Origin of the sequence: Mycolicibacterium grossiae, assembly GCF_008329645.1 — a bacterium.
In the GTDB taxonomy this organism is placed as follows: domain Bacteria; phylum Actinomycetota; class Actinomycetes; order Mycobacteriales; family Mycobacteriaceae; genus Mycobacterium; species Mycobacterium grossiae.
On record NZ_CP043474.1, the window covers coordinates 984,207 to 1,005,602 of the forward strand.

Annotated in this window: 20 protein-coding genes; 8 read left to right on the forward strand and 12 right to left on the reverse strand. The window is 70.7% G+C overall.

Annotated elements, in window-relative coordinates; all coding sequences use genetic code 11:
- Together FZ046_RS04810 and FZ046_RS04815 are read right to left on the reverse strand one after the other, a co-directional pair.
- Positions 1–1,011, reverse strand: a complete 1,011-nt coding sequence (locus tag FZ046_RS04810) for a PHP domain-containing protein (RefSeq protein WP_070352760.1) — start codon at positions 1,009–1,011, stop codon at positions 1–3.
- Between the two features lie 5 nt (positions 1,012–1,016).
- The gene (locus tag FZ046_RS04815; RefSeq protein WP_328514369.1) at positions 1,017–1,625 is read right to left on the reverse strand and encodes a TIGR03086 family metal-binding protein; all 609 of its coding nucleotides are present in this window, start codon (positions 1,623–1,625) and stop codon (positions 1,017–1,019) included.
- Positions 1,626–1,662: 37 nt separating this feature from the next.
- Between FZ046_RS04815 and FZ046_RS04820 the strand changes: the two genes are divergently transcribed.
- Positions 1,663–2,511 (forward strand): LLM class F420-dependent oxidoreductase, encoded by an 849-nt coding sequence (locus FZ046_RS04820; RefSeq protein WP_070352761.1) that lies wholly within the window; start codon positions 1,663–1,665, stop codon positions 2,509–2,511.
- Between the two features lie 363 nt (positions 2,512–2,874).
- Here the strand turns inward: FZ046_RS04820 and FZ046_RS04825 are convergent, their stop codons facing one another.
- Together FZ046_RS04825 and gltB are read right to left on the reverse strand one after the other, a co-directional pair.
- A complete protein-coding gene (locus FZ046_RS04825; protein ID WP_070352762.1) occupies positions 2,875–4,341 on the reverse strand; it encodes a glutamate synthase subunit beta in 1,467 nt (488 codons plus the stop codon).
- The gene (gene gltB, locus FZ046_RS04830; protein WP_070352763.1) at positions 4,334–8,926 is read right to left on the reverse strand and encodes a glutamate synthase large subunit; all 4,593 of its coding nucleotides are present in this window, start codon (positions 8,924–8,926) and stop codon (positions 4,334–4,336) included. The genes FZ046_RS04825 and gltB overlap by 8 nt, the downstream gene beginning before the upstream one ends.
- Before the next feature lie 574 nt (positions 8,927–9,500).
- Here gltB and FZ046_RS04835 point away from each other — a divergent pair.
- Positions 9,501–10,310: a hotdog fold thioesterase gene (locus tag FZ046_RS04835; protein WP_070352764.1), complete on the forward strand. Its 810-nt coding sequence runs from the start codon at positions 9,501–9,503 to the stop codon at positions 10,308–10,310.
- 9 nt (positions 10,311–10,319) lie between these two features.
- A complete protein-coding gene (locus FZ046_RS04840; RefSeq protein ID WP_070352765.1) occupies positions 10,320–11,699 on the forward strand; it encodes a chloride channel protein in 1,380 nt (459 codons plus the stop codon).
- 79 nt (positions 11,700–11,778) lie between these two features.
- Here FZ046_RS04840 and FZ046_RS04845 read toward each other — a convergent pair whose 3' ends face one another.
- From FZ046_RS04845 to FZ046_RS04855, 3 genes are all read right to left on the reverse strand, one after another.
- Positions 11,779–12,336 carry a Dps family protein gene (locus FZ046_RS04845; protein ID WP_070352766.1) on the reverse strand — a complete coding sequence of 186 codons (558 nt, stop codon included), beginning with the start codon at positions 12,334–12,336 and terminating at the stop codon, positions 11,779–11,781.
- A gap of 125 nt (positions 12,337–12,461) precedes the next feature.
- Positions 12,462–13,322 (reverse strand): DNA-3-methyladenine glycosylase family protein, encoded by an 861-nt coding sequence (locus FZ046_RS04850; protein WP_070352839.1) that lies wholly within the window; start codon positions 13,320–13,322, stop codon positions 12,462–12,464.
- Positions 13,323–13,414: 92 nt separating this feature from the next.
- Positions 13,415–13,786 carry a DUF427 domain-containing protein gene (locus FZ046_RS04855; protein ID WP_070352767.1) on the reverse strand — a complete coding sequence of 124 codons (372 nt, stop codon included), beginning with the start codon at positions 13,784–13,786 and terminating at the stop codon, positions 13,415–13,417.
- A gap of 56 nt (positions 13,787–13,842) precedes the next feature.
- Here FZ046_RS04855 and FZ046_RS04860 point away from each other — a divergent pair, with 56 nt between their 5' ends.
- Entirely contained in the window at positions 13,843–14,310 is a 468-nt protein-coding gene (locus FZ046_RS04860) for an SRPBCC family protein (protein ID WP_070352768.1), read from the forward strand.
- 26 nt (positions 14,311–14,336) lie between these two features.
- On the opposite strand, the gene FZ046_RS04865 is transcribed toward FZ046_RS04860, so the two are convergent.
- Both FZ046_RS04865 and FZ046_RS04870 read right to left on the reverse strand, forming a co-directional pair.
- Entirely contained in the window at positions 14,337–15,353 is a 1,017-nt protein-coding gene (locus FZ046_RS04865) for an NAD-dependent epimerase/dehydratase family protein (protein WP_070352769.1), read from the reverse strand.
- A complete protein-coding gene (locus FZ046_RS04870) occupies positions 15,350–15,865 on the reverse strand; it encodes a nuclear transport factor 2 family protein (protein ID WP_070352770.1) in 516 nt (171 codons plus the stop codon). Before FZ046_RS04870 ends, FZ046_RS04865 begins: the two co-directional genes overlap by 4 nt.
- A 100-nt stretch (positions 15,866–15,965) precedes the next feature.
- On the opposite strand from FZ046_RS04870, the gene msrB reads away from it, so the two are divergent.
- On the forward strand, positions 15,966–16,424 hold the full coding sequence (gene msrB / locus FZ046_RS04875; RefSeq protein ID WP_070352771.1) for a peptide-methionine (R)-S-oxide reductase MsrB: 459 nt from the start codon (positions 15,966–15,968) through the stop codon (positions 16,422–16,424).
- Positions 16,421–16,927 carry a peptide-methionine (S)-S-oxide reductase MsrA gene (gene msrA / locus FZ046_RS04880; RefSeq protein ID WP_070352772.1) on the forward strand — a complete coding sequence of 169 codons (507 nt, stop codon included), beginning with the start codon at positions 16,421–16,423 and terminating at the stop codon, positions 16,925–16,927. Before msrB ends, msrA begins: the two co-directional genes overlap by 4 nt.
- Here the strand turns inward: msrA and FZ046_RS04885 are convergent.
- A complete protein-coding gene (locus FZ046_RS04885; protein ID WP_070352840.1) occupies positions 16,924–18,291 on the reverse strand; it encodes a cytochrome P450 in 1,368 nt (455 codons plus the stop codon). The two genes, msrA and FZ046_RS04885, sit on opposite strands and share 4 nt — an antisense overlap.
- A 146-nt stretch (positions 18,292–18,437) precedes the next feature.
- Between FZ046_RS04885 and FZ046_RS04890 the strand changes: the two genes are divergently transcribed.
- Positions 18,438–19,058, forward strand: a complete 621-nt coding sequence (locus tag FZ046_RS04890) for a TetR/AcrR family transcriptional regulator (RefSeq protein ID WP_070352773.1) — start codon at positions 18,438–18,440, stop codon at positions 19,056–19,058.
- Here the strand turns inward: FZ046_RS04890 and FZ046_RS04895 are convergent.
- Complete coding sequence (locus tag FZ046_RS04895; protein ID WP_070352774.1) at positions 19,045–19,614, reverse strand: TetR/AcrR family transcriptional regulator; 570 nt, start codon at positions 19,612–19,614, stop codon at positions 19,045–19,047. The genes FZ046_RS04890 and FZ046_RS04895 overlap by 14 nt on opposite strands.
- A gap of 53 nt (positions 19,615–19,667) precedes the next feature.
- Here FZ046_RS04895 and FZ046_RS04900 point away from each other — a divergent pair, with 53 nt between their 5' ends.
- Positions 19,668–20,336 (forward strand): class I SAM-dependent methyltransferase, encoded by a 669-nt coding sequence (locus FZ046_RS04900; RefSeq protein ID WP_070352775.1) that lies wholly within the window; start codon positions 19,668–19,670, stop codon positions 20,334–20,336.
- A 7-nt stretch (positions 20,337–20,343) separates the two neighbouring features.
- Here the strand turns inward: FZ046_RS04900 and FZ046_RS04905 are convergent, their stop codons facing one another.
- Positions 20,344–21,390 (reverse strand): MMP endo-(1,4)-3-O-methyl-alpha-D-mannosidase, encoded by a 1,047-nt coding sequence (locus FZ046_RS04905; RefSeq protein ID WP_070352776.1) that lies wholly within the window; start codon positions 21,388–21,390, stop codon positions 20,344–20,346.
- Positions 21,391–21,396 lie beyond the last annotated feature (6 nt).

The following is a 21,396-nucleotide window of genomic DNA, read 5'->3' on the forward strand; positions in this document are numbered from 1 at the left end:
TCAGGGCCGGGCGGACGTCCAGGCCAGCAGGCGCTCGACCGGCCACGTGGTCACGATCCGGTCGGCAGGCACCTCGTTGTCGAGCGCCCGCTGCGCGCCGTAGCCGAGGAAGTCGAGCTGCCCGGGGGCATGTGCATCGGTGTCGATGGAGAAGTCGCAGCCGATGTCGAGTGCCAGTCGCAGCAACCGGGTGGGTGGGTCGCGCCGCTCCGGCCGGGAGTTGATCTCGACGGCCGTGCCGTGGTCGCGGCAGGCGGTGAACACCTTCTCCGCGTCGAACTGGGACTCCGGACGCGTCCCGCGGCCGCCGGTCACCAGCCGGCCGGTGCAGTGGCCGAGCACGTCGGCGTAGCCGTCGGACACCGCGCGCACCATGCGCCGGGTCATCGCCGCCGCGTCCATCTTCAGCTTCGAGTGCACGCTGGCCACCACGACGTCGAGCCGCTCGAGCAGCTCGGGTTCCTGGTCCAACGAGCCGTCGTCGAGGATGTCGACCTCGATGCCGGTGAGGATGCGCATGGGCGCGAAGCGCTCCCGCAGCTCGTCGATGACGTCGAGCTGGCGGCGCAGCCGGTCCGGCGACAGCCCGTTGGCGACGGTGAGCCGCGGCGAGTGGTCGGTCAGTGCGCAGTACTCGTGACCCATCCGCTGCGCGGTGGCCATCATCTCCTCGATGGGCGCCGAGCCGTCCGACCAGTTGGAGTGCACGTGCAGATCGCCCTTGAGCGCGGCACGGATCTCACCACCGCCGAGATCGCCCGCCGCCGAACGCAAGTCGACCAGCACGTCGGGCTCCCGGCCGGCCCACGCCTGCGCGATCACCGCCGCCGTCTTGGGCCCGATGCCGGGCAGGCTCTGCCAGCTGTTGGCCCGGCCGTGCTTTTGTCGCGTCGCCTCGTCGAGCCGCTCGACGACGTCGGCGGCGTTGCGGTAGGCCATGACGCGGCGCGATTCCTCGCGGGCCCGGTCCTTGTAGAACGCGATCTCGCGCAACGCCTCCACGGGGTCCATGGCACCTAGTGTGCACGCCACCTCGGGTCGCGCCCACTGACGGCCAGGGCGCGCTCCAGCACGGTGGCGTCCTCGCCGACCGGCACCGCGGCGCCGAACAGCCCCTCGACGGGGCCGTCGGCGGCGAAGCTCGCGACGTAGCCGTGCACGGCGGCCGCGACCTCGTCGTCCACCGCGTAGTCCTGCCCCGTCGCCACCGCGAGGTCCCAGCCGTGGATGACGACCTCGCCCAGCGCGATCATCGCGACGACGTCGCCCGGCAGGTCCTGCCCGGCGATCCGCGTCATCCCCTGCCACGCGGCCGGGTCCCGCCAGGCCCGGGCGAGCGCCGCGAGCGCCTCGGGGTAGCGCGTGCGCCAGTCCGGGTCGAGGCGGTAGGCGGTGTCATCGGGCGGGCTGTCGGTCAGCTCGCCGAGGTCCTTGCGCGCCGCCGCGGCGAAGGCGGGGCCGAGCGACCCGACGTGGGCGAGGAGTTCAGCCAGGGAGAGCCGCTCGCACGGCGTCGCCGCGTCGAGCCGCTCGTCGGGGACGCCCGGCAGCAGCCGGGCCGTACGCGCGCACGCGTCGGTGAAGTCGATCATGACGGTCCGACCGTCGGCGGCAGCGGAACTCATCGCCCCGCGCCGAGGAAACCGGTCTACGCTGACGAGAGTGCGATTCGCGTTCAAGACCTCACCGCAGAACACCACCTGGGCCGAGATGCTGCCGATCTGGCAGGCCGCCGACGAGATCGACGTCTTCGAGTCCGGCTGGACCTTCGACCACTTCTATCCGATCTTCTCCGATTCGACCGGCCCGTGCCTCGAGGGCTGGATCACCCTGACGGCGCTGGCGCAGGCCACGACGCGGCTACGCGTTGGTGTGCTCGTCACCGGCATCCATTACCGCCATCCGGCGGTGCTCGCCAACATGGCCTCGGCGCTCGACATCGTCTCCGGCGGACGCCTGGAACTGGGCATCGGCGCCGGCTGGAACGAGGAGGAGTCGGGCGCATACGGCATCGAGCTGGGCAGCGTGAAGGAGCGCTTCGACCGCTTCGAGGAGGCCTGCGCCGTGCTGACCGGTCTGCTCACCCAGGAGACGACGACGTTCGACGGCAGGTACTACCAGCTCAAGGACGCCCGCAACGAGCCGAAGGGTCCGCAGCAGCCGCATCCGCCGATCTGCATCGGCGGCAGCGGCGAGAAGCGCACCCTGCCGATCACCGCGAAGTACGCCCAGCACTGGAACTTCGTCGGCGGCACACCCGAGGAGTTCGCCCACAAGCGCGACGTGCTGCACGCCCGCTGCGCGGACATCGGCCGCGATCCGAAGGAGATCACCTTGTCGGCGCACGTCCGCCTGGGCGAGGATCGCGATTACGCGAAGGTGGTCGACGAAGCCGGCGCCCTCGGCGCCGAGGGTCTCGACCTCGCGATCATCTACCTGCCGCCGCCGTACGACACCGCGGTGCTGGAGCCGTTGGCACAGCAGATCCGGGACTCCGGTCTGCTGACCTAGCGCGTGTGGCGCGGGCAAATAGCGCCCGCGTCAACGAGCCCGGCCGGCAGGCGCGTCAGTAGCCGAAGCGGACCAGTTCCGCGGCGGTGATGAGGCGTTCGTGCTTGGCCGGGAACTCGCGGCTCTTCATGGGGTGGCGGACGTAGGACCAGGCGATACGCCCCATCCGGGAGCGCGCTAGCGGGTTGATGTGCACGGTGAGAACTCCTGGGTCGGTTGGTTGCACCGTGGGGTCACCGGCGACTCGCGACCCCCGCGTGACCATTAGACACCTGTGACGTGGCTAACACGGAACGCCACGCCGGAGATTCGTCTGCTGTTTCTGGTGTGACAGCTGTGACGTGTGTGACTAAGCGCGGCGGCTCAGCGTTGCGGTGCGGCGGTCGGCTGGATCGGCTTCGGCAGGGCCGAGTCGCCCATCAGGTACCGGTCCACCCCGGCGGCGGCCGCCCGGCCCTCGGCGATCGCCCACACGATCAGCGACTGGCCGCGGCCCATGTCACCGGCGACGAAGACGCCCGGCACGGAGGTCTGGAAGTCCTTGTCCCGCTTCACGTTGCCGCGATCGGTCAGCTCGACGCGGAGCTTGTCGAGCAGGTCCTTGCGCTCCGGACCGACGAAGCCCATGGCGAGCAGCACCAGATCGGCCTCGAGTTCGAAGTCCGAACCCTCGACCTTCTCGAACTTGCCGGCCTTCATCTCGACCTCGTGCACCTTGAGCGCCCTGACGTGGCCATCGGCGCCGACGAACTCCTCGGTGTTGACCGAGAAGACGCGTTCGCCGCCCTCCTCGTGCGCCGAGGACACCCGGTACATCAGCGGGTAGGTCGGCCAGGGCGTCGTGTCGGCACGGGTCTCCGGCGGGCGGGGCATGATCTCGAACTGGTGCACGCTGCGTGCGCCCTGGCGGTGCGACGTGCCCAGGCAGTCGGCACCGGTGTCGCCGCCGCCGATGATGACGACCCTCTTGTCCTTGGCGGTGATCGGCGGCTGTCCGTCCTCGTCGGTCACGGGGTCACCGAGCTGCACGCGGTTGGCCCACGGCAGGAACTCCATCGCCTGGTGGATGCCCTCGAGGTCGCGGCCCGGGATCGGCAGGTCGCGCCCGGCGGTCGCACCGCCGGCGAGGACCACGGCGTCGAAGTCGGCGCGCAGCTGCTCGACGGTGATGTCGACGCCCACGTTGACGCCCGGCTGGAAGCGGGTGCCCTCGGCGGCCATCTGCTCGAGGCGGCGGTCGATGTGCCGCTTCTCCATCTTGAACTCGGGGATGCCGTAGCGCAGCAGGCCGCCGATGCGGTCGGCGCGCTCGAACACCGTCACGTCGTGACCAGCGCGGGTGAGCTGCTGGGCGGCCGCCAACCCCGCGGGGCCGGAGCCGACGACGGCGACCTTCTTGCCGGTGAGGCGGTCCGGCGGCAGCGGCACCACCCAGCCCTCGGCGAAGGCGTTGTCGATGATCTCGACCTCGACCTGCTTGATGGTCACCGGATCCTGGTTGATGCCGAGCACGCACGACGCCTCGCACGGCGCGGGGCACAGCCGGCCGGTGAACTCCGGGAAGTTGTTGGTGGCGTGCAGCCGCTCGATCGCGTCACGCCACCGGTCCCGGAACACCAGGTCGTTCCATTCGGGGATCAGGTTCCCCAGCGGACACCCGTTGTGACAGAACGGGATGCCGCAGTCCATGCACCGCGAGGCCTGGGACTGCAGGGTCTCGTGGGAGAACTCCTCGTAGACCTCCTTCCAGTCCTTCAGCCGCAGCGGGACGGGCCGGCGCTGCGGCGTCTCGCGGTGGGTGTGCTTGAGGAAACCGCGCGGATCAGCCATTGGCCGCCGCCATGATCGCCTCGGCCACCTCGTCGGAGTTCGCGCCGCGGGCCTCGGCCTCGGCGATCGCCTCCAGCACGCGCTTGTAGTCGCGCGGCATCACCTTCACGATGTTCTGCACTTCCTCGTCCCAATCGGCCAGGATCCGCCGGCCCACGGCCGAATCGGTGGCGTCGACGTGCGCGGAGATCATGCCGCGCAACCACTCCAGATCGTCGTCGGCCAGCGCGTCGAGCTGCACCATCTCGGTGTTCAGGTTCTCCCCCAGCGTCCCCTGGGGGTCGTAGACGTAGGCGATGCCCCCGGACATGCCCGCCGCGAAGTTGCGGCCGGTCGGCCCGAGGATGGCCACCTTGCCGCCGGTCATGTACTCGCAACCGTGGTCGCCGACGCCCTCGACGACGGCGTGGGCGCCGGAGTTGCGCACCGCGAACCGCTCGCCCACCTGGCCACGCAGGAACGCCTGGCCGCTGGTGGCACCAAACAGGATCACGTTGCCGGCGATGATGTTGTCCTCGGCGACGTAGTCCGCCGGGGCGCCCTGCGGCGGCCGCACCACGATGCGCCCGCCGGACAGGCCCTTGCCGACGTAGTCGTTGGCGTCGCCCTGCACCCGCAGCGTGATGCCTGCGGGCACGAACGCGCCGAAGCTGTTGCCGGCCGACCCGTCGAACGTGATGTCGATGGTCCCGTCCGGAAGTCCCTGTCCGCCATGGGCCTTGGTGACCTCGTGGCCGAGCATGGTGCCGACGGTGCGGTTGACGTTGGCGATGGTGGTCGAGAAGCGCACCGGGGTGCCCGAGTCGATCGCCTCGCGGCTCTGCGCGATGAGCTGCTGGTCGAGCGCCTTGTCCAGACCGTGGTCCTGTCGCGAGCTGCAGTACAGGTCCTGGTTCATGAACGCCGAGTCCGGCTCGTGCAGCACCGGCGCGAGGTCCAGCTTGTGGGCCTTCCAGTGCTCGGCCGCGCGCGTGGTGTCCAACGAGCCGACCTGGCCGACCATCTCGTTGACCGTACGGAAACCCAACTGCGCCATCAGTTCCCGGACTTCCTCGGCGATGAAGAGGAAGAAGTTCTCGACGAACTCCGGCTTGCCGTTGAAGCGCGCGCGCAACAGGGGATTCTGCGTCGCGACGCCCACCGGGCAGGTGTCGAGGTGGCAGACCCGCATCATGATGCAGCCCGACACCACCAGCGGCGCAGTCGCGAAGCCGAATTCCTCGGCACCCAGCAGGGCGGCGACGACGACGTCGCGGCCGGTCTTGAGCTGGCCGTCGACCTGCACGACGATGCGGTCGCGAAGACCGTTGAGCAGCAACGTCTGCTGGGTCTCGGCCAGGCCGAGTTCCCACGGCGCGCCGGCGTGCTTCATCGACGTCAGCGGCGTGGCGCCGGTGCCGCCGTCGTGGCCGGAGATCAGCACCACGTCGGCGTGCGCCTTGGACACACCCGCGGCGACGGTGCCGACGCCGTTCTCGCTGACGAGCTTGACGTGCACGCGCGCCGACGGGTTGGCGTTCTTCAGGTCGTGGATCAGCTGCGCGAGATCCTCGATCGAGTAGATGTCGTGGTGTGGCGGCGGCGAGATGAGGCCGACGCCGGGCGTGGAATGCCGCACCTCGGCCACCCACGGGTACACCTTGTGACCCGGAAGCTGTCCGCCCTCACCGGGTTTCGCCCCCTGGGCCATCTTGATCTGGATGTCGGTGCAGTTGGTCAGATAGTGGCTGGTCACACCGAATCTGCCCGAAGCGACCTGCTTGATCGCGCTGCGGCGCCAGTCGCCGTTGTCGTCGCGATCGAAGCGGTCGACGCTCTCGCCACCCTCACCGGAATTCGACCGGCCGCCGAGCCGGTTCATCGCGATCGCCAGCGTCTCGTGCGCCTCAGCCGAGATCGAGCCGTAGCTCATCGCACCGGTCGAGAACCGCTTGACGATCTCGCTGGCGGGCTCCACCTCGTCGATGGAGATGGGCTCGCGCACCCCGTCGCGGAACGTCAGCAGGCCGCGCAGCGACGCCATCCGCTCGCTCTGATCGTCGATCAGCGAGGTGTACTCCTTGAACACCTCGTACTGGCCGGTGCGCGTGGAGTGCTGCAGCTTGAACACCGTGTCGGGATTGAACAGGTGGTATTCGCCCTCGCGGCGCCACTGGTACTCGCCGCCGACCTCGAGTTCACGGTGGGCACGCTCGTCGGGCCGGTCGAGGTAGGCCAGCTCGTGCCGGGCCGCGACGTCGGCGGCGATGTCGTCGAGGTCGATGCCGCCGACCGGACAGGACAGCCCGGTGAAGTACTCGTCGAGCACGGCCTGGCTGATGCCGATGGCCTGGAACAGCTGGGCGCCGGTGTAGGACGCCAGCGTCGAGATGCCCATCTTGGACATCACCTTCAGCACGCCCTTGCCGGCGGCCTTGGTGTAGTTGGCCTTGGCCTGATCGCTGGAGATGCCGTTGATCACGCCGCGGTCGACCATGTCCTCGATGGACTCGAAGGCCATGTACGGGTTGATGGCGGCGGCGCCGAAGCCGACCAGCGCGGCCATGTGATGCACCTCGCGGGCGTCACCGGCCTCGACCACCAGGCCGACCTGGGTGCGGGTCCGCTCGCGCACCAGATGGTGGTGCACGGCCGACACGCTCAGCAGCGACGGGATCGGCGCCATCTGCTCGTTCGACTCACGGTCGGACAGCACGATGATGCGGGCGCCGTCGCGGATCGCGGCCGACACCTTCGCGCGGACGTCGGCGAGGGCCTCCTTGAGGCCCTGGCCGCCGCGTGCCACCGGGAACAGGCAGCGGATCACCGCGGCGCGCAGACCGTGCTTGCGGCCACGGATCTCGTGGTCGGGGTCGACGCAGATCAGCTTGGACAGCTCGGCGTTGCGCAGGACCGGGTTGGACAGCACGATCTGCCGGCAGGAGTCGGCGTTGGGGTTCAGCAGGTCGCCCTCGGGGCCGACGGTGCCCTGCAGGCTGGTCACCACCTCTTCGCGGATGGCATCCAGCGGCGGGTTGGTCACCTGGGCGAAGAGCTGCTGGAAGTAGTCGTAGAGCATCCGCGAGCGGGCCGACAGCACGGCGATCGGGGTGTCGGTGCCCATCGAGCCCAGCGCCTCGGCGCCGGTGCGCGCCATCGGCGCGACCAGCAGGTTGAGTTCCTCGTAGGTGAAGCCGAAGACCTGCTGGCGCAGCACGACGCGGTGGTGCGGCATGCGGACGTAGTCGCCCTGGGGCAGGTCGTCGAGGTGGAACAGACCGTTGTCGAGCCATTCCTGGTACGGCTGCTCGGCGGCCAGCTCGGCCTTGATCTCCTCGTCGGCGACGATGCGGCCCTGGGCGGTGTCGACCAGGAACATGCGTCCGGGCTGCAGGCGCATCTTCTGGACGACCGTCGCCGGGTCGAGGTTCAGCACGCCGGCCTCGGACGCCATGACGACCAGGCCGTCCTCGGTCACCCAGATGCGCGACGGCCGCAGGCCGTTGCGGTCGAGCACGGCCCCGATCACGGTGCCGTCGGTGAAGCACACCGAGGCGGGTCCGTCCCACGGCTCCATGAGTGACGCGTGGTAGGAGTAGAACGCCCGGCGGGCGGGGTCCATCGACTCGTGCCGCTCCCAGGCCTCCGGGATCATCATGAGCACGGCGTGCGGCAGGCTACGGCCGCCCAGGTGCAGCAGTTCGAGCACCTCGTCGAAGCGCGCGGTGTCCGACGCGCCGGGCGTGCAGACCGGGACGATCTTGTCGATGTCGCCCGAAGAGCCGAAGACGTCGGTCTTGATGAGCGCCTCGCGGGCGCGCATCCAGTTCTCGTTGCCGGTGACGGTGTTGATCTCGCCGTTGTGGGCGACGCGGCGGAACGGATGCGCCAGCGGCCACGATGGGAACGTGTTGGTGGAGAAGCGGGAGTGCACGATCGCCAGGGCGCTCGCCATCCGCTCGTCCTGCAGGTCGAGGTAGAAGGCCTTGAGCTGCGGCGTGGTCAGCATGCCCTTGTAGACGAACGTCTGACCGGACAGGCTCGGGAAGTAGACGGTCTCGCGGCCCGGCCCGTCCTGGCCGGGACCCTTGGTGCCGAGTTCGTGTTCCGCGCGCTTGCGCACGACGAAGGCGCGCCGCTCGAGTTCCATGCCCTCGGCGCCGCCGATGAAGAGCTGGCGGAAGGTCGGCATGGCGTCGCGGGCGAGTGCGCCGAGCGACGAGTCGTCGGTCGGGACGTCGCGCCAGCCGAGCACCGTCAGGCCCTCGGCCTCCGCGATCTTCGCCACGGCCTCGCACGCGCTGGCCGCGTCGCGCGAGGACTGGGGCAGGAAGGCGATGCCGGTGGCGTAGCTGCCGGCCTCGGGCAGGTCGAAGTCGACGACCTCGCGCAGGAAGGCGTCCGGGACCTGCAGCAGGATGCCGGCGCCGTCGCCCGTGTTCGGCTCCGCGCCCTGGGCACCGCGGTGCTCCAGGTTCACCAGGGCGGTGATGGCCTTGTCGACGATGTCCCGGCTGCGTCGTCCGTGCATGTCCGCAACCATCGCGACGCCACAAGAATCGTGCTCGTGTGCGGGGTTGTACAGCCCTACCGCGCTGGGCGCCATTCCCACCTCTTCTGTTCATGCGTGCGCTCGGCATGCCCAAACGGCAGCCGGCTTGGGCGATGGGCGTGCCTGCGTGCAGCACTGAACGACGGGCTTCATCCCACTCGCCTCGAGTGGGGAAACGATAAGCCAAACCCCGCCTGACATGCCAACTTAGTCGAGCCTAAGTAAGCTGGACGCGGTCGTGCGCCCGCCGCCCGGCCGACACGCCGATTCTTCGAGGTGTTGCGTTGTCCGGCAGGCGGTTTGGCACGATGGGGCACGGGCACGACGCGAGGGTGTGCGGATGGACCCACTGGGCGCATTCCGCGCACCGTTTGCCGTGCGCGGTTCACGTGCCCGTTATGCATCTGTTATTGGCGTTTGGCTGTTTGCTGAAAGCCTGGCCGGATTCTTAGGTTCCGCCCTGGGCGATCATCGGCGGTGCGAAATCCGTCGTCGACGTGGCGCTGACGACGACGGTCGCGACGTGCGTTGTGCGTCAACGTCTTTCGGCCAGCGGCCGCACACCCGGCGGGTGTCACATACCCCCAGGGGGTACAGCCGCGGCAGACCCCCGCAAAGCTCGAGGTCGATGTCACACCATCCGCTGAACACTCCGATCGGCCGCTTCGGCATCGACACCGTCGCCGAGGGCGACACCACGTGCGTGGCGACCATGCCCCTCGACGACATGGTCAACCCCGTCACCGGCGCCCCGAGCCTCGCGGCGCTGGCCATGCTGCTCGACCACGTCGGCGGGGTGGTGAACCACTACCGCCGCGGCGCCGGCGAGTGGACGGTGTCCAGCGAACTCGCCCTCGAGCTGGGCCCCGACGCGATCGACGTGCTGGCGGCGGCCGCCCGCGCCGGTGCGGTGACGGTCACCGGCGACGCCCGGCCGTTCGGGCCGAAGACCGCCACCGCGCTGGCCGAGGCGGTGTTCCGGATCGGCGACGTCCCGGTGGCCACCGGCACCGTGCGGTCCTTCTACATCGAGGCGCCGGCGACGTTCGCCGAGTCGCCCGTCGACCCGGGCGCGCTGGAGGCGCGGACCGGCCTGGCCGCCAAGCTCGCCGTCGGCGCCGCGCGCACCGGTGACGGCGCCGTGGTGCTGCCGCAGCGGCCCGACCGGGTGCTCGAGAACAGCATCGGCGTCATCCACGGCGGCGTGGCGTCGGCCGGCCTCGAAGTGGTCGGTGCGGCCGCCGTCGACGCGGGCGGCGCGCTGCGCACCGCGTCGCTGCGCGTGAACTTCCTTCGCCAGTTCTTCGCCGGTGACGAATCCCGTTACGTCGGAACGCCATTGCGCATCGGCCGACGTACCGGCGTCGCGGACGCAGCGGCCGTGGGAGCCGACGGCCGGGTCGCCATCACCGCCCGGGTGACCGCCTACCGCTGTTAGCATCCGGCCATGGCCGAGGCGCGCGACTCCGGGGGCGCCGTGGGCGCCTTCATCCGACGTTCGGGATACCTGCGCAAGTGGCTGGTCCTGGGCATCGCGATCGGCGTCATCGCCGGATTGGGTGCGGTGGTCTTCTACCTCGCCATGACGTACGCCGGCCGGTTCCTGCTCGGCTACCTCGGGCACTACGACGTACCCACCGCGGTCGGCGACGGCGGTGACCCCGGCTCGGCGTCGTTCGCACGGCCGTGGGCCATCCCACTGATCACCTGCGGAGGCGCGCTGGTGTCCGCCTGGCTGGTCGCGAAGCTGGCGCCCGAGGCGGAGGGGCATGGCACCGACAGCGCCATCGAGGCGGTGCACACCGACCCGCGGGCGATCCGGGCCCGCGCCGTGGTGGTGAAGTTGGTGTCGAGCGCGCTGACGATCGGCTCGGGCGGATCGGCCGGGCGGGAAGGGCCGACGGCGCAGATCTCGGCCGGCTTCGGCTCGCTGCTCACGCGTCGGCTGAACCTCAGCGACGCGGACGGCCGGGTGGCCGTGGCCATCGGCATCGGCTCGGGCATCGGCGCCATCTTCGGCGCCCCACTGGGCGGCGCGGTGCTCGCGTCCTCGATCGTGTTCCGCGCCGACTTCGACTATCGCTCGCTCATCCCGGGCTTCATCACCTCGGGAACGGCCTACGCGGTATACGGCTCGATCATCGGCTTCACGCCGCTGTTCGGTCTGGTCGTGCCGGACTACGTCTTCGACCCGACTCAGATCCCCTGGTTCGTGGTCATCGGAATCATCGCCGCCGCAGTCGGTTACCTCTACGCAAAGGTCTTCTACGGCACCGTCGCGCTGACCGGCAGGCTGCCCGGCGGCAAGATCGTCAAGCCCGCCGCGGGCGGACTCCTGGTCGGTCTGATGGCACTGCTGATCCCGCAGATCCTGTCCAGCGGGTACGGCTGGGCGCAGGCCGCTGCGGCGACCGACACGCTCACGGCCCTGCCGCTGTGGATCGTGCTGATCCTCCCGTTCGCCAAGATCCTCGCCACCTCGCTGACGGTCGGCACCGGCGGGTCGGGCGGGATCTTCGGCCCCGGCATCGTGATCGGCGCATTCGTGGGCGCCGCGGTGTGGCGCCTCGCCGATCTCCTCGGGCTGCCCGGATTGCCGGACGGCCCCGGCGTGTTCGTGGTCGTCGCCATGATGGCGTGCTTCGGCAGCGTCGCGCACGCGCCGCTCGCGGTGATGATCATGGTCGCGGAGATGACGGGGTCGTTCTCGGTGCTGCCCGGCGCCATGCTCACCGTCGGCATCGCGTACCTGCTCATCAACCGCACCGAGGTGTCCATCTACCGGGCGCAGCGCCGGGACCGCTACGAGCAGACCTCCGACGGCTGACACCCTCTGGCACAACGGATTCGGGCCCGCACCCTCGTGGGATGCGGGCCCGACGCCGGCTGGTCGCTCAACCGGAGACTTACGTGACCGGAGACTCCGACTTCGCCTGGCTGGCGGCCTGCTTCTCGCTCGAGGCGCCCTCGTTGGCCAGCTGTCCGCCCGAATTCTCCAGGTGCGCACGCACGAACCACTGGAACTTCTCCAGCTCGCCGACCTGCCCGATCACCATGTCCTGGGACACCAGGTCGAGGTCGTCGAGGCGGTCGATGCTCTTGCGCGCGTCCTCGATCACGCCGGTGTACACCAGGTCCAGTGCTGCGAGGTGCGCCTGCACGGTGTCGCGGCCGACCGAGTAGTCGTCCCACGTGCGATCGGCGAGGATCGCGCCCGGGGTGCCCTTCGGCGAGGCACCCAGCGCGGCGATGCGCTCGGCGCAGTCGTCGGCGTACCCGCGGACGAGTTCCACCTGCGGGTCGATCATCTCGTGCACGCCGATGAAGTTCGGGCCCACGACGTTCCAGTGCACGTGCTTCAGGGTCAGGTGCAGGTCGTTGTAGGTGCTGAGCAGCTTCTGCAGCAGCTCCGCGACCTCGCGGCCGTTCTTCTCCGACATTCCGGGAAGGGTGAATTCGGTCATCAGTGCCTCCTTCGGCTTCAGGCTTCGCGCTCGGCGTCGAACTCCGACGCGGCGTCGCTAGCAGTCCTACCCGTCCCGTCGGCGAACTAATCACCGCCCCGGCGGCGTCACAACTACGTGAGTACTCAGATCGACTTGAGGTCGGGGATCGCCATCCGGGCGCCGAAGCGCGGGTTGCGGGCCAGGCCACTGGTCTCCAGCAGTCGCACCGCGCGCTGCCGGTGCGGTCGCAGCGGCTCGAGCAGCTCCAGCATCTCGGCGTCGTCGATGCGGTGGCCGACCAAGGTGCTGCCGACCATGTTGGAGAGGTGGTAGTCGCCCACCGACAGCGCGTCGGGGTCGCCCCAGGCGCGCTGCGCGGTCTCGGCGGTGGTCCACTCGCCGACACCGGGCAGCGACTGCAGCGCCGTGCGGGCGGCGGCGCTCGGCAGCCGCGTCAACCGCTCGATCGAGTCGGCGCGCTGGGCGCACAGCACCACCGTGCGGGCGCGGCCGGGGTCGACGTTCGCGAGGTGGAACTCCCACGACGGGATGCGCCGCCAGACCTCCGCGGGCGGCGGCACCCGCATCGGCACCGGCGTCGGACCCGGTGCCGGCGTGCCGTACTTCGTGACGAGCAGCCGCCATGCCCGGAAGGCGTCCTTCCCGGCGACGCGCTGCTCGAGGATCGCCGGGATCAGCGCTTCCAGGACCCGGCCGGTCCGGCCGAGCCGCAGGTGCGGCACGCGCCGGTGCGCGGCGGCGATGATGGGATCGCGCGGCGTGAAGTCCGAGGCGTCGTCGTCGTGGCCGAGGAACGCCGGCAGCCCGTCGAGGAACTCCGACGCGCCGTCACCCCACGCGTCGCAGGTGACGGTGTCCCGGCCGGTCTTGACGATGCGGGCGGTGACCGCGCCGGTGCCCAGCAGGCTGGTCTTCCAGATCGCACCCTCGACGTGGCGGTAGCAGGGGTCGCCCGCGCCGCGGCGCAGCGGCGACAGCGTCATCGCCGGCGCGGCGACGCCGGCGAAGACCACCGAGCGGGTGAGGGCGGCTGCGATCACCCCGCCATCTTCGCAGGGCGGGCCGCCCGCGGCCGTCAGTCGACCGTGACCTGCGCCTTGTCGGGATAGAACGCCACGTGGCCGTCGATCGCGGCGACCGCCGGGTACGGGTGCTCGTAGGTCCAGACGGCGTCCGACACGGTGTCGCCGCCGACGGTGACGTCGTAGTAGCTCGCCTCGCCCTTGTATGGGCAGTACGTGGCGGTGTCGCTGCGCCGCAGCACCCGCTCGTCGACGGCCCCGAGCGGCACGTACTGCACGACGGGATAGCTGGCCTCCTGCAGCGACAGGGCGGTGTCGGTCTCGGCGACGACCTGGTCGCCGACGCGCACGACGACGTGGCCCTCGGTGGGCGTGATGGTGATCGGATGCTCGGCGGTCGGTTGCAGGACCTGGCGTTCGCTCATGAAACTCCCAACGCCTGCGCAGCCACCGGTGTTTCCGCCACCGCTACGATTTCGCCATGACCGCGTCCGGACCGGCCACCGCCAGCGCGTCGGTGACCGTCGCCGCCCCGCCGGAGGCGGTGTACGCGCTGCTCACCGACCTGGACGCGATGGCGGAGATCGGCGCCGAGGTGCACGCGATGCGATGGCGTGGCGACGGATCGGCCCGCCCCGGCGCCGTCTTCACCGGCCGCAACCGCAACGGCAGCCGGACGTGGAGCACGCGCTGCCAGGTCACCGACGCCGAGCCCGGCCGGGTGTTCGCCTTCGACGTGACGTCAGTCGTCATCCCCGTGGCGCACTGGCGCTACGACATCGAGGCCACCGCGGACGGCTGCGTCGTCACCGAGAGCACGTGGGACCGCCGCCCCGGCTGGTTCCGCGCCCCGGCGGGCTTCGCGACCGGCGTGCGGGACCGGACCTCCGCCAGCGCCCAGCACATCCAGCTCACGCTGCAACGCCTCAAGGCCGCCGCGGAGAGCTGAGGCCCCGCCCGCGCGCAGCGGACGGGTCAGCTCGACGGCGCGCTCCTGCGCCTGGCCTCGCGCAGCCCCACCCAGAAGCGCGCCGCCTCGCGGATCGACTCCTCGACCGGCCGTGGCGACCAGCCCAGTTCGCGCCGCGCCTTCGTGCAGTCGACGGGCGCCTCGGCCCGCATCAAGCGCAGTGAGTTGATCGACAGGCGTTCGTCGGTCCCCGTCAGCCTGCCCTTCAGGCTTCCCAGCGCGGCCATCGCGTAGGACAGCGGCAGCGGCACGGACCGCGTCGGCGCCGGCACGCCGGCCGCCTCGGCGGCGATGCGCACCACCTCGGCGTTGGTGATCATCTTCTCCGAGACGAGGTAGCGCTCGCCGACGCGGCCCTGCTGCGCCGCGAGGATCAGCGCGCGGGCGGCGTCGTCGACCCCGACGGCCTCCAGCGAGATGCCGCGCATGACGAAGGGCAGCTTGCCGTAGGCCGCGCCCGCGATGATCGCGCCGTGCGGCGTCCGGCCCCAGTCCCCCGCCCCGTAGGTGGTGGACACGCACATCGCGACGGCGGGCAGCCCCTGCTCGCGGGCGTACCGCAGCACCAGGTTCTCGGCCTGGACGCGGGAGCGCACGTACGCCGTGAGGCGCGCGTCGTCGGGGTCGGCGATGACGTCGTCCTCGGTGGCCACCCGGCCGCGCCGCCGCGCCACCGTGGCGTAGCTGCTGGTGTAGACGAAGCGGCGGAGCCCGGCACCGACGGCGACGTCGAGCACGTGCCGGGTGCCCTCGACGTTCGTGCGGAACAGCGGCGCCGGGTCGCGCAGCCAACCGCGGGTGTCGACGACGCAGTAGTAGACGTCGTCCACGCCGGACATGGCCTCGCGCAGCACGTCGCCGTCGAACACGTCGCCCAGGTAGCGGGTCACGGACAGGTCGTCGATCCCGACGGTGGCGGCGCCCTGGCGGACCATGACGCGCACGTCCTCGCCGGCCTCGACGAGCTGGCGCGTGACGTGCGAGCCGAGGTAGCCGTTCGCCCCGATGACCAGCGCCGTCACCGTGCGCCTCCCATGCCGGCCATCTTCTGCATCCACTCGGCCGCCTCGGCGGGCAGCGTGCCGAGTTCGCGCGCCTTGGCACACCACGTCATCGCCGCGGACACGAACCGCAGCGGGTTGTAGACGTCCTCCTGGCGGCTCCACTTCCCGTCGCCGGCGTAGGTGACGATCGAGATGTTGGTGGCGCTCACGACGGTGCCGTCGCCCGGGTCGCGCAGCGGGTTGTCGAGTTCGCACAGCACGCGCCCGGTCGCCTCGTCGTAGACCGTCCACAACGACGGGAACGAGGTCATGTGGTTGCCGGGGAAGCTCTCCATGGTCTTCCAGATCCACGGTCGCACCTGCTCGCGGCCGCGCATGGTGCCTGCGGCGTGCTCGACGTAGACGACGTCGTCGGTGTACTGGTCGACCCAGGGATCCCAGTTGCGGGTGCGGGCGGCGTCGGCGACGGTCCGTTCGAAGTTGGCGAACGCCTCGACCAGCTCCTCGCGCGAATACGGGGGGTGCGTCACACCAAGAACTAGAACACGTTCCACCGCGGGTGTCGAGGACGTCGGGGAACTATCCGGCCCACGTCAGCGGTTGTAGGAGTACCGAAAACGAGGAGGTTCCGTGGCGAAGGAGTATCACAAGAATCCGGAGGCGGTCCGCGCACTGTCGCCCGAGCAGTACCACGTCACCCAGCAGGACGGCACCGAGCGCCCGTTCACCGGGGAGTACTGGGACAACCACGAAGCGGGTATCTACGTCGACGTGGTGTCGGGTGAGCCGCTGTTCGCGTCCGTGGACAAGTTCGAGAGCGGATCGGGCTGGCCGAGCTTCACCCGTCCCCTCGACGACGCCAACGTGGTGCGCAAGCGGGACTTCAGTCACCTGATGATGCGCACCGAGGTGCGGTCGGCGCAGGGCGACAGCCACCTGGGGCACGTCTTCACCGACGGTCCCCGCGACCGGGGCGGTCTGCGCTACTGCATCAACTCGGCAGCGCTGCGGTTCATCGCGTACGACGACCTCGACGCGCAGGGCTACGGCGAGTACAGGACACTCTTCACCGACAAGGAGACGGCATGACGACCAAGACCGCGATCCTCGCAGGCGGCTGCTTCTGGGGCATGCAGGACCTGATCCGCAAGCAGCCCGGCGTGGTCTCCACGCGCGTCGGTTACTCCGGCGGGCGCAACGACCACCCCACCTACCGCAACCACCCCGGGCACGCCGAGGCCGTCGAGATCGTCTACGACCCCGAGCAGACCGACTTCCGGGCGCTGCTCGAGTTCTTCTTCCAGATCCACGACCCGAGCACCAAGGACCGGCAGGGCAACGACGTCGGCTCGAGCTACCGCTCGGCGATCTTCTACCTCGACGACGAGCAGAAGCGCGTCGCCGAGGACACCATCGCCGACGTCGACGCGTCGGGGCTGTGGCCGGGTCCGGTGGTCACCGAGGTGACGCCGGCGAGTGACTTCTGGGAGGCCGAGCCGGAGCACCAGGACTACCTGGTGCGCTACCCGAGCGGCTACACCTGCCACTTCCCGCGGGCGGGCTGGAAGCTGCCGAAGCGGGCCGAGGTCTAGTTCGGACCTCCCGCACCCAGCGGGGTGGCGCGCCGCCGCAAAACGGCGCGTCCCCCCGACTTGGGCGTGTAGGCGACCCCGCGGGAGTGCATCTTCTCGTCGGGCGCCGTGGTGGTCTGAATGGCGAAGTGCCGCAGCACGGTCCGCAGGACGACGTCCATCTCGACGTTCGCGAACACCGCGCCGACGCAGCGGCGGGTACCACCGCCGAACGGGATGAACGAGAGCACGTTCGGCTTGTCGTCGACGAAGCGCTGCGGGTCGAAGCTGTCCGGCGCCGCGAAGTCGGCCGACCGGTGGTGCAGTTCGTTGATCGCGACGGTGATCGAGTACCCGCGTGGGATCACCCAGTCGCCGAGCCGGACCGTCGGCGCGTACACGTGCCGGCCCGCGAAGTCGATGACGGTGCGGACGCGCTGGGTCTCGAGGATCACCGCCTGGCGGTAGGCGTTGTCGTCGGTGGCGGCCTCCGCTTCCAGCCTCGCGAGCACGTCGGGATGCCGGCTGATCCGCTCGATCACCCAGGCGAGCGTCGAGCCGGTGGTCTCGTGGCCGGCGGCCAGCAGTGTCAGCAGCTCGTCGGCGATGTCGGCGCGCGACATCGCCGTGCCGTCCTCGTAGGTGCTGCGCAGCAGCAGCGCGAGCACGTCGTCACGGGTCTCGAAGTCCGGACGGGCCCGCACGTCGTCGATCAGCCGGTCCACCACGGCGTCGTACCGGCGGCGGTACTCGGCCAGCCGGCCCCACGGCGTCCACCGCGCGTAGGTCCGCGACGGCGCGGGCAGCACGGCCAGCTTCGAGCCGAGCGTGACCCAGGGCGGGATGATCTCGCGCAGTTCGTCGAGGCGTTCGCCGTCGGCGCCGAAGACCGCGCGCAGGATCGTGTTGAGCGTGATCCGCATCATCGGTTCGAGCGTCTCGAACGGCCGGCCGTCGGGCCACGACGCCATCTCGCGCAGCGTCTCCTCTTCGAAGATGCGCTCGTAGTTGCGGATGCTCTTGCCGTGGAACGGCGGGGTGAGCAGCTTGCGCCGCCGCTTGTGCTCACCGCGGTCGAGCGCGAACACCGAGCCGGGCCCGAGCACGCGGCTCAGGTTCGGCTGGATGTTGCCGACGTCCTCGGTGTTCGTGGTGAACAGCTGCTTGGCCAGCTGCGGGTCGGCCACGACGACGGCGCGGCCGAAGACCGGCAGCGTCATCGTGAAGACGTCGCCGTAGGTGCGAGTCATGCGGCGCACCGTCCGCGTGCGCGACACCGCGTAGGCGGCGCCCTGCAGGAAGGCCGGCCACTGCGGGCCGGGCGGCAGTGCGACGGCCGGGGACGCAGCGGCGTCGTGGCCCTCGGAGTCCGTGCCGGTGTCGATGGTCGCGTGGCTCACGTGGGTCTCCCAACCTCGTCGTGGTACTGCGCTGTACCAGCGGTGTCTACGGTACGGTACCGGGTGGTACCGGAGAAGCGCAAGGGCTGCCGCACGAGCATGAGGGACGAGGTGACACCGTGGAGTCGACCATGACGACACCTCGCGCGGCGACGCCCTCGGACACCGCGGCCACCGACGGCTTCCGCGCCCGCCTGCTCGACGGTCTGCGGCGGGCGATCGACGAGCGCGGCTACCGCGACACCACGGTCGCCGACGTGGTCCGCAACGCCAAGACCTCCAAGCGCACCTTCTACGGCGAGTTCGCCAGCAAGGACGAGTGCTTCATCGCGCTGCTGGCGGCCAACAACGACGACATGATCGCCGGCATCCGCGCGGCCGTGAACCCGGACGCCGAGTGGCACGCGCAGATCCGCAGCGCCGCGGCGGCCTACGTCGACCACATCGCGAGCCGGCCGGCGCTGACCCTCAGCTGGATCCGCGAGGCGCCCGCGCTCGGGACCGTCGCGGTCTCGCTGCACCGGCTGGCGATGGGCGCGCTGACCGACATGCTCGTCGACCTCACCGACAGCCCCGGCTTCCGCCGCGCCGGCCTGGACCCGTGCACCCGTCCGCTCGCCCTGGTGCTGCTCGGCGGCCTGCGGGAGCTGACCGCGCTGACCGTCGAGGACGGCGCCGAACTGCGCAGCATCCTCGAACCGGCCGTCGTCGCGGCGACCGCGATCCTGGGACCGCGCGTCAGCCCAGCATGAGCCGGGCGGACTTCTCCAGCCGCCGGGCGATGTCCGCGTAGGAGGCGTAGCCCATGCCGGCGCGAACCAGCGCGCCGGAGTAGAGCATCTCCAGCGAGTCGATCACGTCCGGATCCGTCCCGGGCTCCAGCGCCGCCGCGAGGCGGTCGCGGATGTCGCGGCCGATGCGCTGCCGCAGCACCTCGACGTCGGGGTCGCGGCCCAGCAGCGCGTTCGTGACCGCACCGGCGAACTCCGGCTCGTCGGCGACCAGCATCGCGATGTGGTGCAGGACGTCGATGACGCGGGTCGCCGCGTCGGTCGAGGCGTGCGGCGCGGGCGGCGCCGCGGCCAGCCGCCGCCAGAACACCTCGGCGACGAGGTGCTCCTTGGAGGAGAAGTAGGTGTACGCGGTGGCCGCACCCACACCGGCCTCGGCGGCCACCCGCCGCACGGTCAGTCCGGCGAAGCCTTCGCGGTTGAGGAGTTCGACCGCGGCCCTGCCCAGGCGATCGACGGTGTCGGCCTGCTTGGCGGTCAGACGGCGCCGAGTCGACTCCAGGGCCGGATCGGACACGTGTCCGGACGCTACTACAAGCCCGCGCGACCGGCAACGGTAAGTTGGTCCGCGTGAGCGCCGACACCCGGTCCGAGACCGCCCTGCCGCCCGAGGCCGAGCGCCTGTTCGCCTACGCCGAGCAGGTCACCGGGTTCATGCCCGCCGACGAGGGCCGTGCGCTGTACGACGCCGCCGTGCGCTACCTCGGCGACGGCGCCGCGGTCGAGATCGGCACCTACTGCGGCAAGTCCACGGTGATGCTCGGCGCGGCCGCCCAGGCCACCGGCGGCGTGCTGTACACCGTGGACCACCACCACGGATCCGAGGAACACCAGCCCGGCTGGGAGTACCACGACACGACGATGGTCGACCCCGTCACCGGCCTGTTCGACACGCTGCCGACCCTGCGCCACACCCTCGACGGCGCCGGCCTCGACGACCACGTGGTGGCCGTCGTGGGCAAGTCGGCCGTCGTGGCGCGCGGCTGGCGCACCCCGCTGCGGCTGGTGTTCATCGACGGCGGCCACACCGAGGAGGCCGCCCAGCGCGACTACGAGAGCTGGGCCAGGTGGGTCGAGGTCGGCGGCGCCCTGGTCATCCACGACGTCTTCCCCAACCCCGACGACGGCGGGCAGGCGCCGTTCCACGTCTACCGCCGCGCACTGGACTCCGGGGAGTTCACCGAGGTCTCGGCCACCGGGTCGCTGCGGCTGCTCGAGCGGGTCGCCCCGCCGGCCTGACGCCGGCTCAGCGCCGGGTGTCGGCGCAGGCGCAATCGAATTCGCCCTCGAGCCCACGCGGCAGATCCGCGCCGCGGAAGATGCCGCTCGCCGGCGTGGTGGACGTCAGCGCGTCGGCCGCGAGGATCATCGCCGCCCCCGTCCACGTGGTGCGCTCGACCGGCCAGCGCTTGCCGTCGGCGAACACCAGGCCGGTCCAGTACGACCCGTCGGTCTCGCGCAGGTGATGCATGGCCGCGAACTGCTGGTGCGCACGCACCGCGTCGCCCATCGCGTCGAGGGCCATCACCAGCTCGCAGGTCTCCGCGCCGGTCACCCAGGGTCGGTGGTCGATGCAGCGGATGCCCAGGCCGGGCACCACGAACTCGTCCCACCGGGCGTCGATGCGGGTGCGTGCGGCCTCGCCGCGGATGGCGCCGCCCAGCACCGGGTAGTACCACTCCATCGAGTGGGAGTCCTTGAGCAGGAACGACTCCGGGTGCTCGGCGATGGCGTGGCCGAGCTGGCCGACCGCCACCTCCCACTCCGGTTGCGGCTCCCCGAGGTGGTTCGCCAGGGCGATCGCGCACCGGATCGCGTGGTAGATGCTCGAGCTACCGGTGAGCAGCGCCTCTTCGATGACACCCAACGGCCCCGCCGCCCACGCGATCTCGCCGCCGTCGAGTTGCAGCGTCAGCACGAAGTCGATGGCCCTGCTGACCACCGGCCACATGGTCTCGGCGAAGCGTCGGTCACCGGTGCTCAGCACGAAGTGCCAGACGCCGGTGGCGACGTAGGCGCAGAAGTTGCTGTCGCTGTTGGCATCCTCGATCACGCCGTTGCGCACCTGGATGGGCCAGGAGCCGTCCGCCCGCTGGGTGGTGCGGCACCACTCGTAGGCGGCACGGGCGGGTTCCCACAGCCCGGCGACGGTGAGCGCCATCGCGTTCTCGACGTGGTCCCACGGGTCGGTGTGGCCGCCGTCGAACCAGGGCAGGGCACCGGTCGATTCCTGCGTCGCGGCGATCGACGTGGCCGTCGCCAGGCACTGCTCAGGCGTGAGAACGCCTGGCACACCGGG